The organism is Alkaliphilus transvaalensis ATCC 700919 (assembly GCF_000621485.1).
Classification (GTDB): domain Bacteria; phylum Bacillota; class Clostridia; order Peptostreptococcales; family Natronincolaceae; genus Alkaliphilus; species Alkaliphilus transvaalensis.
The window spans coordinates 117,345-130,578 of the sequence record NZ_JHYF01000016.1; the positions used below are offsets into that span (position 1 = coordinate 117,345).

A 13,234-nucleotide genomic window follows, 5' to 3' on the forward strand; every position below is an offset into this window, starting at 1 on the left:
ATTATCTCTCCTTTTTAAATCTCTCGATAATTTTTTGATATTCCTCTGTGTATTCTGGTTCTTGAGCGTTTTTAAACTCACCAATAATGAACTTACCTTCTAATTTTTCTGCTGGTAATTTAGCTGCTGCCTTTACATCCACAGCTGCATCTTTTAAGTATTCCATCATATGAACAGGGGTACCTTTTCTGTTTTTTCTACCATAGTAGGTAGGACAAATACTGATGGCATCTACTAATGAAAATCCTTTATTTAATAGGGCCTTTTCAATTAATTTAGTTAAAGGATTTGCATGGTATACTGTTCCTCTTGCAACATAAGTTGCCCCCGCAGCCTCTACCAATTTACAAATATCAAAAGGTTTATCAATATTACCAAAAGGTGCTGTTGTTCCAAATTCGGTAGTTGGTGTTGTTGGAGAATATTGACCTCCCGTCATTCCGTAAATGTTATTATTGAAAACGATTGTCGTGATATCAATATTTCTTCTTGCAGTATGAATTAAATGATTTCCACCTATCGCCGAACAGTCTCCATCTCCAGTTACAACAATTACTTTTAGGTCTGGGTTAGCTAACTTTACACCCGTAGCAAAGGCCAATGCTCTTCCATGGGTGGTATGAAGGGTATTAAAGTCTAAATAACCAGGTGCCCTTGAAGAACAACCGATCCCTGAAATAACACAAACTTCTTTTTTATCCCATCCTAAGTTTTCAATCGCTTGAGCTAAAGCCTTCATAGCAATACCGTGACCACAACCTGGACACCAAATATGGGGAAGGCGATCATATCTGAAGTTATTTTTAATTAATTGACTACTCATTTTATAGAACCTCCCTAATTTTATCTAATATTTCATTTGGTGTGATTGCTTCACCATTTACTTTCCCTAGGCTAATAACAGGTGTCTTACCTGCAACAATTCTTTCAACTTCCTCAGCATATTGACCTAAGTTTAGCTCTGGAACTAAAATTCCTTTAACTTTAAGTGCTAACTCTTTAATTTGTTTAGCTGGTGATGGCCAGATGGTAATTGCTTTAAATAGACCCACCTTTAATCCCTGTTCTCTTGCTTGCTTTACAGCACTTCTAGCTGAACGATATGTACCACCATAAGCTAAGACTACAAATTCTGCATCTTCCATAAATTCTTCTTCATATATAACAATATCATCAATATGATCGCTTACTTTGTTCATAATTCTTCTTAATAATTTATCTGCTACTTCCGAATCATTTGATGGGAAACCAAATTCATCGTGCATTAAGCCTGTCACATGGAAATGGAACCCTTCTCCAAAGGCTGCCATTGCAGGTACGATCTGTCCTTCTTCTACTCTATAAGCTTTAAAGTTTTCATCTCCTACTTCTGGCTTTAATCTATCATAAATTTCTAACTCTTCTGGATGTGGAATTTCAATTTTCTCCCTCATATGGCCTACAATTTCATCTAACATTAGTAATACCGGCGTTCTATACTTTTCTGCTAAGTTAAAACATTTTATTGTTAGATCATAGGTTTCTCTAACAGATGTTGGAGATAAAGCGATTACTGGATGGTCTCCGTGGGTTCCCCATCTAGCTTGCATAATGTCCCCTTGAGAAGGAGCTGTTGGTAGTCCTGTACTAGGGCCTGCCCGTTGAACATCTACTACGACACAAGGCACTTCTGCCAATGCAGCATAACCTAAATTTTCTTGTTTTAATGAAAATCCTGGTCCACTGGTGGCTGTCATTGATTTTAATCCTGCCAATGAGCCTCCAATCGTTGCTGCCATACCAGCAATTTCATCTTCCATCTGAATAAACTTGCCACCAATCAATGGTAATCTTTGAGCACAAAATTCTGCGATTTCTGTAGATGGTGTAATTGGATAACCTGCGTAAAATTTCATTCCAGCTGCTAAAGCACCCTCAACACAGGCTTCATTTCCTTGCATTAATCTTATTTCTCTATTTTTCATCTTTAGACCCCTCCAAGTAGATGGCATAGTCTGGGCATCTTAATTCACATAACCCACATTTAATACATTTATCAATATCGTTAATTGCAACCTTATCATTGTTCATTTCTAAAACACTTTTAGGGCAAAAGGCAACACATATGCCACATCCCTTACACCATTCTTCTATTACCTTTAGATTTTTGTCTTCCTTGCAGATGCTCAAAATAGACATCCCCCTTCAAATCATTTATGGTTTTGGTTTAATACTTAACAAAATCATAACATGTTTGGGGGGGATATGCAATTTTTATTTCATAATTATAGAAACTTTTTTTATTTTTGCAAGAACACTTTCATTTCTTTCATTTTTTTTGATTTACCTGCAATTATTAATAGAGAATTTCTATTAAATTACTCGTCTAACTTCCAGTTCTTTAATTTTTCAAAGGTTTCAAAGTGGGTTAAATCAAAATGTATAGGGGAAATTGTAATATAATTTTCTTTAATTGCTACAATATCACTGTCCTTATTCTGTTCAAGTTCCATTGCTTTTCCTGAAAACCAGTAATAGGAGTTGCCCTGAGGATCTTTCCTCTCATCAAAAGTATTTGCATATTGTCTTAGTCCAAGAGTAGTTACTTTAACCCCTTTAATCGACTGGATTTGACAAGTTGGGTAATTTATATTAAAAACTGTTGATGGGTTTTCGACAATTTGAAGTATACTTTTTGCAAACTTGCAGGCAAATTCTGCTGCTGGTTCATAAGTTTCTATTTCTGATGTTGCCATTGAAACAGCAATAGAAGGTATTCCTAAAATTGCCCCCTCTACAGCTGCTGAAACAGTACCCGAATATAATACGTCTGTTCCCAAATTAGGCCCATTATTTATCCCAGAGATCACCAGGTCTGGCTTCCTGTCTTTTAATATTGCTTCTACCGCTAACTTCACGCAGTCGGCTGGTGTTCCATCTACCGAGTAGGCTTCAATCTCTGTGTTAAAAAAATGAATTTTTTTAACTCTTAATGGGTTAAATAAAGTGATAGAATGCCCCTTAGCACTCTGTTCTGTACTGGGGGCGACAACGATTACTTCTCCTAATCTTTGTAAAGTTTTTGCTAATTGATGTATCCCCTCTGTAAATATTCCATCGTCGTTGGTAACTACAATACGCATTTGTTTTCCTCCTTAAATCTTATGAAATTAATTTCATAGAAGTCTATTTTTATGTCCATAATAAATAATAAGCATGTTTAAGGGGTGATTTTATTTGATTCAAATTGATGACGCAGGTAGTGGTAGCTTATTAGGTGGTACAATTATAGGCATCCTTAGGGTAGAGACGGGAGAGTATCATTATGATGTCATCCCTTTAAAATATTACCAAGGTAAAAGTTTTGCGAAAAAAAAATACATTGATTATGTGATTACTATTGTAGAAGAAAGTATTAGAAAGTTAAATGTTTCTAAGGATGAACCCATTGAAGTTTGTAGAGGCTATATGTTTGATTCCCTTAATAATTGGTTAAAAGAGAATCAGTTTTCTTATACTAATACTATTATTAAAGACCCTCTACAGTCTATTATAGAAAAATCCTTTGATGATTATGCGGTACAATTAGGACTACCAGAATCTTTTATAACCTATACTAAGTATCCCTTTCACTTTCATCGCATTTTAAAGTGGGTTTATGCCGATTACGAAAATAGAAGTAAACTCTGTAAAACTGGGTGGAAAAGTTGGGGTAAATACGGTAAGCTACAGGTTAATCAAGGCCAAGAATACATTAAAAATAAAGATTGGACTTGCTTGAAATGTAACCAGTCTATCCCTAGAAATTCAAATGCCGCTGTGATTAGTTATGTTAGCAATCGTCCTAATAAGATTTATCTTCATCCCCATTGTACTTAAAAGCTCCTGGTAAAAAACCAGGAGCTTTTAGTTATAATACATAGGAAATTATGGTCTTTTAAGGTTACAATCATAATTTACCCTAATGTATTTCAACACAAGCCTACCACTAAATCTTTCGTAGGAAGGCTTTGTTCTTTTTATACTGGATGAGTTTTATCTACTTCATTATATAGAGTACCTTCAATTTTGTATTCTTTCTCCCAACGGCTTTTAAAATAATTCATAGCTATTTGTGGGAATAATGCATAGGATAATACATCTTCTTCTTGAGTATAGTACTCTTTCATCTCATTTTTTAAGATTTCTAATTGAGGTGGAATTAAGTCTGCTGGTCGTACCGTAACGACTTCTTCCTTTCCAATTATTTTTTCTCTTATTTCTTGTGATATTTCTACAGATGGTTGACCATATAAACCTTTAACATAATCCTTAATTTCTTTAGGAACCATTTTGTATCTTTCACCGATTATTACATTAAATACTGCTTGGGTACCTACCATTTGGCTCATAGGTGTTACAAGGGGAGGAAAACCTAAGTCTTCCCTTACTTTAGGGACTTCTGCCATCACTTCATCTAGTTTATCCATTTTGTTTTGTTGCTTTAACTGAGAGATTAGATTAGATAACATTCCTCCTGGTACTTGATATACAAGGGTATTAATGTCTACACCTAATACTTTCGGATCAATTAAACCTTTTTCTAGATATTTATCCCTTAAAGGTCTAAAGTACTCTGTTACTTCATTTAGAGCCTCTAAATTTATTCCTGTATCATATTTTGTTTCTTGTAAAACTGCTACCATTGGTTCTGTTGGCGGTTGAGATGTTCCTAAGGCTAATGGCGAAATTGCAGTATCAACAATATCTGCCCCTGCCTCAATAGCCTTTAAGTAAGTCATGGATGCCATTCCACTTGTATAATGGGTATGAACATTAATTGGTAACTTGACTGCCTTTTTTAATTCAGTAACTAAATCATAAGCAACATAAGGAGTAAGTATTCCTGACATGTCTTTGATACAAATAGAACTAGCGCCAAGATCTTCCATTTGTTTTGCCTTAATGACATAATAATCTATGTTATGTACTGGGCTAATTGTGTAGGATATAGCACATTGGGCATGACCACCTTCTTTTACAACTGCCTTTACGGTTGTTTCTAAGTTTCTTACATCGTTTAATGCATCAAAAACCCTTACAATGTCAATACCATTAGCAATGGACTTTCTAACAAATTCTGTTACTACATCATCAGCGTAGTGTTTATAACCCAATAGATTTTGACCTCTTAATAACATTTGTAGTTTTGTGTTTTTAATATTTTTACGAAGAACTCTAAGTCTTTCCCAAGGATCTTCGTTAAGGAATCGAAGACAGGAATCAAAGGTAGCTCCTCCCCAAACCTCCATTGCATAATAACCAACCTGGTCCATCTTCTCTACTATCGGGAGCATTTCCTCAGTTGTCATTCTCGTAGCTAACAGTGATTGATGGGCATCCCTTAATGCGGTTTCGGTAATTTTAATTTTTGACATTACGTAACCTCCTAAAAGTTATTTACAACTTATCCTATGCTGTCATTCTAATTACTTTTTTTCTACTATAACAATAATTGGTGGATCATTTTTTCTATTCATATATTCAGTCTTTATTACAACATATTCTTCTGGTGGCAGATTTTCTAGCATATCTAATATTGCTTCTTTCTCTTGATTACCACCTTCATGTCCGTAATAAATCATAATAGAAATTAAACCACCTTTTTTTAATAGCTTCATCACTGATTCTAAAGCTTTTAATGTTGTATCGGGCTTTGTTATTAAGCTATGGTCACTTCCTGGCAAATAACCCAAATTAAACATTGCAGCATCAATTTCTTCTGAAATATAGGATGGGATGTTTTCGTGTCCGTCATGAATTAGATGGATTGTTTCACTAAAGACTTCTTTATCCTCTAAACGCTTTCTTGTTGACTCTAGGGAAGTAGCTTGGATATCGAAGGCAAATACCTTTCCTTCTTTTCCAACTAATTCAGCTAAGAATAAAGTATCATATCCATTTCCCATAGTACCATCTATAACAACATCACCATGCTTAATCTTGTTTCTAAGTAGGGTATGTACAAAATTTGTTCCCCTCATAATGGAAAATTTCATCGGTTATCTCCTTATCATTTTACTGCCCTTGCATTTTTTACTAAAAAATTCCCTTGGCTGGCAATAATAATATTCCTTGTAGCAATAATCCTTATCCCATTTCTTTAATGAAGAAGTCAGTTCAAAAGGAATTTCATCTTTATTAAGAGGGCTTAATTCTTCATGGATTAAAAAGCTATTAAGTTCTTTATGCCCCTCTATTAAAATCCAATGAATCCCTTTAAGGTCTATTGCATTTAAGGTGGCCCTCAGGAGACCATCACCCAACCCCATTCCTCTTTGGGATGGAAGAATATACAGTTCATTGATCACTGCAAATTCATCGCAGGGTAATGTGACAGCGGCATAACCCAATAGTCTTTCTCCATCCATAATGATCATGTAGAAGTCAACATCTTCTTTTATAGGTCTATTACTAAATTTTTTAATTGATACTAGATCATTTTCTGAGGCTACTTTCATTTCAATCAAGAAATCACAACCTTTCAGATTTTCCACACCATTATTATAACACTAAGTGTTAATATTTCCAAAAAAAAAAGCTCAATTAACTGAGCTTTTTTCAAGGGTTATAGAAATTGTTACAATTTCTTTAAATATTGTATTTCTTTTGGAGTTAAATATCTCCACTGTCCTAAGCTTAATTCTCCCAATTCTAGTCTTCCCATTGCTATTCTTTTTAAATCTATAACTGGATGCCCTATTGCATCACACATCTTTCTTATTTGTCTATTTCTTCCCTCTCGGATGGTAATCTCAGCAATTGTGTTTTTTCCATCATGCCTTACTATTCTAAATTTAGCGGGAGCAGTTGTATAGTCTTCAATTGATAGGCCTGTTTCAAAAGCTTTTATTTTCTCTTGTGTTGGCCTACCGGTTATTCGAGTAACATATACCTTCTCTACTTTAAATCTTGGGTGGGTTAGTCGATAGGTCATATCGCCATCGTTTGTTAGTATTAATAGGCCTGTTGTGTTATAATCCAGTCTACCAACTGGGAAAATCCGTTGAGAAACCTCTATTAAATCAGTAACTTTTTTTCTATTAAATTCATCTGATACTGTTGTCACATATCCCTTTGGCTTATTAAGTAGGATATAGACTAATTCTTCATTAGGTGTAACCAGCTTTCCATTATAGGTAATTTCATCTTCTTCCGGTTCTACTAGATAACCCATTTCTGTAATTACTTCACCGTTTACTTTTACCTTTCCTGCTTGAATATACTCTTCTGCTTTTCTCCTTGAAGCCACACCGCAGGTGGCTAAATATTTTTGTAAGCGCAATCATTTCACCCCATCATCTTCCGTATTAACTAATGTTTTAAATCATCTTATCTTCATAAATCTTGAGTAGCTTCAATCTTTCAATCTTATCCTTTAATACTTTTGTATCGGTAGTATAGAGACCTAATTTTTGCATTCTTTTAAAATAATCAGAACCAGCAAAAGTATAGCGTTTCTTTAATCCTTCCTCTTGCTTTATTTCTTCATTGGCGCATGCAATTAAATCTCCAGATGCAAGACTTCTAGGTAATTCTAATAAGGGCATTCCTAAGGATAATCTTATACTATTATGGCCTGCTAGGCTTCCAGTTACGATTGCTTCTGTATGACCAACAAATAATCCTGCTTTTTCCCCAGCACATAAAAGGTTATCCAATTGATCAACCTTCATAGCATTATTTCTTGGCGCTATAGATAAATAACGAATTGAATTTCCAATTCCACCTGCGTAGGCTAGTTAAAGACAATTTCTTGGCAATAGTATTGCCTTGGAAATATTCATTTTTCAACATTTTCCGTCTTTTACTACCTAGATTGACCACAAATTAGTAGATAATTGTACTTTTTTGTCATAAGGGCCAAAAAAGTAGTATTAAAGGTAGTCCTACTATTACTGTAATGATTGACAAGGGTAGTCCCATTCTCCAAAAGTCGGAGAAGTGATAACCACCTGGACCCATTACTAATGTATTAGATTGATGTCCTATTGGTGTTAAATAAGCACTGGAAGCTCCAATAGCCACAGCCATAAGAAAGGGATCGGCAGATACACCTAAACCTTGGGAAATATTTAAAGCTATTGGCGCCATTAACACAGCTGCTGCAGCATTATTGATGATATTTGTTAATAAAAGTGTTAAAACCATTACTACTATCAGTATCAATCTAGCAGATAAGTGGTTAGCAGATCTTAATATTTGCACTGCGATGGTCTCTGCTCCACCTGATCTTTCTAGTGCCTGACCAACAGGAATCATTGCTCCTAATAAAATGACAATTGACCAATTAATACTATCATAAGCTTCTTTAATGGTCAAAGCTCCTACTAAGATAATTGCTATTGCTGACATTGAAAGGGCTATTTGAACTGGTAATATTCTAAAGGTAGTTAATAGTATACCTATAAAAAAAATAATCATCGATTCTATGGAACGCTTAGTATCACCTAATTTAATATCCCTCTCTGCCAAAGGCAAACAGCCAAGGGTTTGCATGGTCTGTTGTAATTGGTTTTCTTGTACTTGTAATAAAACAATGTCACCCGCCTTAAAATTGATACAAGATAATCTTCCCTTAAGTTCTTCTCCTTGACGAGATACAGCTATGAGGTTTACTCCGTATTGTCTTCTTAGATTTAAATCGTAAGCATTTTTTCTATTTAATAGGGAATCATCCCTCACCACTGCTTCTATTAGAGTAATTTCTTCTGAGCGAAGGACCTCTTCAGACACCTTTATATTAGTATTCCTCCCTAATAAAGATAGTCCTGCTGTATTAATTAATTTTTTTATATCGTTAGAACTAGCCTTTACTATTAATATATCATTTTTATGGAGTATTTCATAGGAGGAAGGGGCCGGTATCTTTTTACCGTCTCTTACTAGGCCCACTATATTAAAATCTGCATCTGTAATTTCTCCTAGTCCTTTTAAAGTTTGATTAATTACCTTCGATGTAGTTGTAACCCAAACCTCAGTTAAATATCCCTCTATATCAAAAAGTTCCTCCTTTGATGTAATGCTCTTTCTTTTGGGAAGCAGCCTCCATCCTATTAAAGTGATGAAAATACCACCAACTAAAGCGATTCCTACTCCTACTGGTGCAAAGTCAAACATTTTAAAGCTATCCATCCCATTCTGTCCTCGAAAAGTGGCTATGATAATGTTAGGCGGAGTTCCAATAAGGGTAATTAATCCTCCTAATAGAGAACCGAAGGATAAGGGCATTAAAAGGACAGAAGCTCTTATATTGTTTTCTTTACCTATTTTAAGGGCCACTGGCATTAATAGTGCTAAAGCCCCTACATTGTTCATGAAACTAGATAAGAGGATTACTAAAGCTACCAATGTTCCTATTTGAATACTAACCCTGCTACTGAGCCCCTTAATTTTTTTTGTAATGAAATCTGCAACTCCTGCATTTAAAAGTCCCTTACTTATTACAAGAACAGCCACCACTGTTACCACTGCAGGATGTCCAAAGCCGAGAAAAGCCTCATCTGGTATGATAACGCCAATAAGGGTTACTCCTATAAGGGCCATAAGGGCTACTAAATCATATCTTATTTTACCATTAATAAACAAACTTAGGGATAATATCAAAATGATAAATACCATAATTTGTTGTAACATAAAAATCCCTCCTTTAAGTGGTGACTACTAAGGTAGCTATTTTATATTTACCACTTATTCGGAGGGATTAACTTTTTATTATTGAAAAATAGTTATTGTAAAGCTATTTCTTGTTTTAGATAAGTCATTTCCTTTGCAACCATTATAAAGGTTACTATGGATGCTAATAGGTCTGCAACCGGAAAAGCCATCCATAAGCCATTAATTTGAAAAAATAATGGTAAAATTAAAGCAAGAGGAATTAAAAACAACACTGATCTTGACGAATTTAGAAATAAAGATTGTCTTGCCTTACCAAAGGATTGAAAAATACTTGCCCCTACTATTTGGAAGCCAATTAGTGGTAATGCTAATATGACCATCTGCATTGACGCAACACCGTCGTTGATAAAGCTTGCATCCTTTGTGAATATACTAAAGAAAAATCTTGGGAAGATCATTAATAATAAGAAACCTGCTATTGAAAAAATGGTCGTTGCAATGATGGAAAGTTTTATCGTTTCCCTTACTCGGTCTAATAACTTTGCTCCATAATTAAACCCTACAATTGGTTGGAAACCATAAACAATCCCTAGCATTGGCATAAAGGTGAAATTTAGTAGTCTGTTAATAATTCCATATACAGCTATTGCTGAATCTCCCCCATATATTCTTAGAGAATTATTTAATATTATTGCCGAAATACTACCAGAGGCCTGCTTTACAAAAGAACTAGACCCAACGGCAATAATTTCCTTTACAATTTCTTTTTCAAAGGTTAGGTTTTTCATTTTAAATTTAACAGTAGTTTTTCCCTTTAAAAAATAATGTACAAGATATAGTACGGTTACTGCCTGGGACAAGACGGTTGCCAAAGCTGCACCGGTGATTCCCCAGTCAAATACCACAATAAAGAGGGGGTCTAATATAATATTTAGTCCTGCAGAAATAATCATTGTTACCATTGCAACTTTTGCATTTCCTTCTGCCCTTATGATATTATTACTGGTTAATGCAAAAACAAAGAAAAAAGTTCCCCAAATAATAATTCTCATATACTCAACTGCATAGGGTAAAACTTCTTCTGAAGCACCAAATAACTTTAAAATTGGTACGATAAATATTGTACCTAGCAATGCAATAGCCAAACTAATAACTAATGTTAATGTCATCATGTTCCCCATTGTCTTTTCTGCCTTTTCTACATCTCCTGCCCCCAGACTACGGGAGATCATTGACGCTCCTCCAATACCGATTGTTTGAGCTACTGCCATAACCAATAATTGTATTGGAAAAACAATTGTTAACCCTGCTATAGCCATTTTACCTATAAACTGCCCTACAAATATTGTGTCGACCAGATTATACAGTGAATTAACTACCATTCCTAACATAGCAGGAGCCGATAATTTTAGTAATAATTTCCATATTTTTTCTGTTGCCAACATTTTACTGTGCTGATTCATTGTGCAAACTCCCTTCTGATGCAAATTGTAAATTTAAAAACATCTTTTTTAATAAGATTAACAGTAAGTCTTTTTCTTCTTCTGTAAAATCTTTTAAAACTAATTTCATCCACCGACATAATATATCGTTTAATATTGGTTCAAACTGCTTTCCTTTATCTGTTAAATAGATTTCAAAGGCTCTTTTGTCGGAGGCACTTTTTTTTCTAAAAATATAGCCTTCTTCTTCTAACTTTTTTAAGGATCGGGCAGCTGTAGCCTTGTCCACTTTTATTTCATCGGCTAAAGTATCTTGAATAATGCCATCTTTACGATATAATGCCAATAAATAGATATATTGTCCACTACCTAAGGAATGGTGCTCTAGCTCTTTGGCAATAAAATTTTGGCTAGTTCTATATATAAATGAGAGGTATCTACCTACTGATTCTTTTTCATTCATTTTTACACCTTCTTTATCATTTAATTGGGCGAGTATTTCGAGACTCTATCTATTATACAGAAAAATAGTTGCATACGCAACTATTATAAAAAAATGATATTAATTTACATAATAATTTTATGTAAACATTTGTAGGCTAAGATTATATTTTGATCAACTATTTTTTTATGTTAGTAAGGTATAATAACAATAATAGCATAATCAATAAGTAATGGATTTTACCATCATAAATTTTAACATAGGTTGTGGCTCCTATTGTAACTACTGAAAAAATAATTAGCTTTGAAAAAACCTTTTCGTCATGTTCTTTCATCTTGATTCTCCTTTGTTTGAATTATTTATTTCTTTTAGCTTGATAATTTTGCAAAGCAAGCTGTAAGCATTCCTGTTGAAGGGTTTTGATTAACCCTTTTAAGTAAATATTTTCCTTAGCCTCCGCTTCAGAGCAGGTCATTATCTCATCCTGATGATTATTTATATTTATGTACACCTCAATATTTTTTCTAGTTTTATGTGTCCATGCCATTGGAATCCCCCCAGTTTTATTTATTCAACTGGGGGATTGTACTATTACATTTAATATGCAGATTTCATAACTAATACCATGAAGATGCGTCTTAATTAATTGTCTATAGGATAAGTTTAAACTTTTTACTTCTAAAAATATAAAGTTCTATTCTTTAATTGAATTCAATAGGTTCTTATAGTTTCCTTCCTTTCATGGAAACTTTTCTACTACTAATTTAATTTTCTATAAAATATGGACAGGTTGGTAATAAAATGGATATAATGTTAAGGAAGTCTTTTTTATTGATCATGTTTAGAATGGAGGGATTCAAATGGCTTCAAAAGATAGTTCTTTTGATATCGTATCGCAAGTAGATACTATGGAGGTTGAAAATGCTGTTAATCAAACAGCAAAGGAGATTTCTCAAAGGTTTGACTTAAAGGGCACAGACACTAAAATTGAAAGAAGTAACGATGATATTACTATTTCTGCTGAAGATGATTTTAAACTAAAAAACGTGGTAGATATTTTACAAACTAAGCTTACTAAAAGAAATATTTCTTTAAAGGCTTTAGATTATGGTAAGATTGAAAGTTCTTTAGGTGGAAAAGTAAAGCAGGTTATTAAAGTACGTCAAGGTATTGATAAGGATCAAGCTAAATTAATAACCTCTACTATTAAAGATTCTAAAATTAAGGTTCAAGCTTCAATTCAAGGAGATTCTGTAAGGGTTTCTGGAAAAAATAAAGATGATCTCCAAGCTGTCATTCAGCTTTTAAAGACTGCCGATTTACCAATTAATCTTCAATTTACAAATTATCGCTAGAAAAAATGCACCTAGTTATTGGACTTTTGAACTGCACCCTGTCAAGTAGACATTGGAAATAATAAAAACTAATTTAAGCGGCCATAGCTCGAAATTCCATCGGGCTAAGGTCGCTTAATTTCTTTTGTAATCTCTTATGATTATAGAAATGAATGTATTCATCTATTGCCTCATTTAGATCCTTGAAGGTATTGTATTTATTGAGATAATACTTTTCACATTTTAGAGTTCCAAAAAAACCTTCCATTGGCCCATTGTCAATACACTTTCCTACACGTGACATACTTTGCGTCATTCCCGCTGCTTCTAATTTATGTTTAAACCCATTTGAAGTGTATTGGTATCCACGGTCACTATGA

At 34.0% G+C, this 13,234-nt stretch carries 17 protein-coding genes; 2 read left to right on the forward strand and 15 right to left on the reverse strand.

Annotated features, from left to right (window positions below; all coding sequences use genetic code 11):
• Position 1: 1 nt before the first annotated feature.
• The 4 genes from T335_RS0112795 to surE all read right to left on the reverse strand — a co-directional run bounded on the left by T335_RS0112795 (position 2) and on the right by surE (position 3,122).
• Positions 2-823 carry a 2-oxoacid:ferredoxin oxidoreductase subunit beta gene (locus T335_RS0112795; protein ID WP_026477908.1) on the reverse strand — a complete coding sequence of 274 codons (822 nt, stop codon included), beginning with the start codon at positions 821-823 and terminating at the stop codon, positions 2-4.
• Position 824: 1 nt separating this feature from the next.
• The gene (locus T335_RS0112800; RefSeq protein WP_026477909.1) at positions 825-1,964 is read right to left on the reverse strand and encodes a 2-oxoacid:acceptor oxidoreductase subunit alpha; all 1,140 of its coding nucleotides are present in this window, start codon (positions 1,962-1,964) and stop codon (positions 825-827) included.
• On the reverse strand, positions 1,954-2,169 hold the full coding sequence (locus T335_RS0112805; RefSeq protein WP_278246899.1) for an indolepyruvate ferredoxin oxidoreductase subunit alpha: 216 nt from the start codon (positions 2,167-2,169) through the stop codon (positions 1,954-1,956). Before T335_RS0112805 ends, T335_RS0112800 begins: the two co-directional genes overlap by 11 nt.
• A 188-nt stretch (positions 2,170-2,357) precedes the next feature.
• Complete coding sequence (gene surE, locus T335_RS0112810; protein ID WP_026477911.1) at positions 2,358-3,122, reverse strand: 5'/3'-nucleotidase SurE; 765 nt, start codon at positions 3,120-3,122, stop codon at positions 2,358-2,360.
• Between the two features lie 94 nt (positions 3,123-3,216).
• Between surE and T335_RS0112815 the strand changes: the two genes are divergently transcribed.
• Entirely contained in the window at positions 3,217-3,858 is a 642-nt protein-coding gene (locus T335_RS0112815; protein ID WP_026477912.1) for a hypothetical protein, read from the forward strand.
• A gap of 140 nt (positions 3,859-3,998) precedes the next feature.
• Here the strand turns inward: T335_RS0112815 and T335_RS0112820 are convergent, their stop codons facing one another.
• The 10 genes from T335_RS0112820 to T335_RS0112865 all read right to left on the reverse strand — a co-directional run bounded on the left by T335_RS0112820 (position 3,999) and on the right by T335_RS0112865 (position 12,067).
• Complete coding sequence (locus T335_RS0112820) at positions 3,999-5,396, reverse strand: oxaloacetate decarboxylase subunit alpha (RefSeq protein WP_026477913.1); 1,398 nt, start codon at positions 5,394-5,396, stop codon at positions 3,999-4,001.
• Between the two features lie 51 nt (positions 5,397-5,447).
• On the reverse strand, positions 5,448-6,017 hold the full coding sequence (locus tag T335_RS0112825; RefSeq protein ID WP_026477914.1) for a tRNA (mnm(5)s(2)U34)-methyltransferase: 570 nt from the start codon (positions 6,015-6,017) through the stop codon (positions 5,448-5,450).
• Positions 6,018-6,020: 3 nt separating this feature from the next.
• Entirely contained in the window at positions 6,021-6,479 is a 459-nt protein-coding gene (locus tag T335_RS0112830) for a GNAT family N-acetyltransferase (protein ID WP_242837300.1), read from the reverse strand.
• Positions 6,480-6,598: 119 nt separating this feature from the next.
• Positions 6,599-7,303, reverse strand: a complete 705-nt coding sequence (locus T335_RS0112835) for a pseudouridine synthase (RefSeq protein WP_026477916.1) — start codon at positions 7,301-7,303, stop codon at positions 6,599-6,601.
• A gap of 37 nt (positions 7,304-7,340) precedes the next feature.
• A complete protein-coding gene (locus T335_RS0112840) occupies positions 7,341-7,742 on the reverse strand; it encodes an FAD-dependent oxidoreductase (RefSeq protein ID WP_156943686.1) in 402 nt (133 codons plus the stop codon).
• A 130-nt stretch (positions 7,743-7,872) separates the two neighbouring features.
• Positions 7,873-9,654, reverse strand: coding sequence for an SLC13 family permease (locus T335_RS0112845; protein WP_026477918.1), 1,782 nt, complete (start codon positions 9,652-9,654; stop codon positions 7,873-7,875).
• Between the two features lie 92 nt (positions 9,655-9,746).
• Positions 9,747-11,099, reverse strand: coding sequence for an MATE family efflux transporter (locus tag T335_RS0112850; RefSeq protein ID WP_026477919.1), 1,353 nt, complete (start codon positions 11,097-11,099; stop codon positions 9,747-9,749).
• Positions 11,083-11,541 (reverse strand): MarR family winged helix-turn-helix transcriptional regulator, encoded by a 459-nt coding sequence (locus T335_RS20675; RefSeq protein WP_051569302.1) that lies wholly within the window; start codon positions 11,539-11,541, stop codon positions 11,083-11,085. The genes T335_RS0112850 and T335_RS20675 overlap by 17 nt, the downstream gene beginning before the upstream one ends.
• A 157-nt stretch (positions 11,542-11,698) precedes the next feature.
• Complete coding sequence (locus T335_RS22310) at positions 11,699-11,854, reverse strand: hypothetical protein (protein WP_156943687.1); 156 nt, start codon at positions 11,852-11,854, stop codon at positions 11,699-11,701.
• A 21-nt stretch (positions 11,855-11,875) separates the two neighbouring features.
• Entirely contained in the window at positions 11,876-12,067 is a 192-nt protein-coding gene (locus tag T335_RS0112865; RefSeq protein ID WP_026477920.1) for a hypothetical protein, read from the reverse strand.
• A 313-nt stretch (positions 12,068-12,380) separates the two neighbouring features.
• Here T335_RS0112865 and T335_RS0112870 point away from each other — a divergent pair, with 313 nt between their 5' ends.
• A complete protein-coding gene (locus T335_RS0112870; protein WP_026477921.1) occupies positions 12,381-12,875 on the forward strand; it encodes a YajQ family cyclic di-GMP-binding protein in 495 nt (164 codons plus the stop codon).
• Positions 12,876-12,948: 73 nt separating this feature from the next.
• On the opposite strand, the gene T335_RS0112875 is transcribed toward T335_RS0112870, so the two are convergent.
• On the reverse strand, positions 12,949-13,234 hold a 286-nt coding region (locus T335_RS0112875; protein ID WP_026477800.1), incomplete at its 5' end, for an IS3 family transposase.

Excerpts from the sequence above, each read along its gene's own strand:
- T335_RS0112795 (WP_026477908.1), bottom strand. The coding sequence starts at position 823 with ATGAGTAGTCAATTAATTAAAAATAACTTCAGATATGATCGCCTTCCC.
- T335_RS0112800 (WP_026477909.1), bottom strand. The coding sequence starts at position 1,964 with ATGAAAAATAGAGAAATAAGATTAATGCAAGGAAATGAAGCCTGTGTT.
- surE (WP_026477911.1), bottom strand. The coding sequence starts at position 3,122 with ATGCGTATTGTAGTTACCAACGACGATGGAATATTTACAGAGGGGATA.
- T335_RS0112820 (WP_026477913.1), bottom strand. The coding sequence starts at position 5,396 with ATGTCAAAAATTAAAATTACCGAAACCGCATTAAGGGATGCCCATCAA.
- T335_RS0112825 (WP_026477914.1), bottom strand. The coding sequence starts at position 6,017 with ATGAAATTTTCCATTATGAGGGGAACAAATTTTGTACATACCCTACTT.
- T335_RS0112830 (WP_242837300.1), bottom strand. The coding sequence starts at position 6,479 with ATGAAAGTAGCCTCAGAAAATGATCTAGTATCAATTAAAAAATTTAGT.
- T335_RS0112845 (WP_026477918.1), bottom strand. The coding sequence starts at position 9,654 with ATGTTACAACAAATTATGGTATTTATCATTTTGATATTATCCCTAAGT.
- T335_RS0112850 (WP_026477919.1), bottom strand. The coding sequence starts at position 11,099 with ATGAATCAGCACAGTAAAATGTTGGCAACAGAAAAAATATGGAAATTA.
- T335_RS20675 (WP_051569302.1), bottom strand. The coding sequence starts at position 11,541 with ATGAATGAAAAAGAATCAGTAGGTAGATACCTCTCATTTATATATAGA.
- T335_RS22310 (WP_156943687.1), bottom strand. The coding sequence starts at position 11,854 with ATGAAAGAACATGACGAAAAGGTTTTTTCAAAGCTAATTATTTTTTCA.
- T335_RS0112865 (WP_026477920.1), bottom strand. The coding sequence starts at position 12,067 with ATGGCATGGACACATAAAACTAGAAAAAATATTGAGGTGTACATAAAT.
- T335_RS0112870 (WP_026477921.1), top strand. The coding sequence starts at position 12,381 with ATGGCTTCAAAAGATAGTTCTTTTGATATCGTATCGCAAGTAGATACT.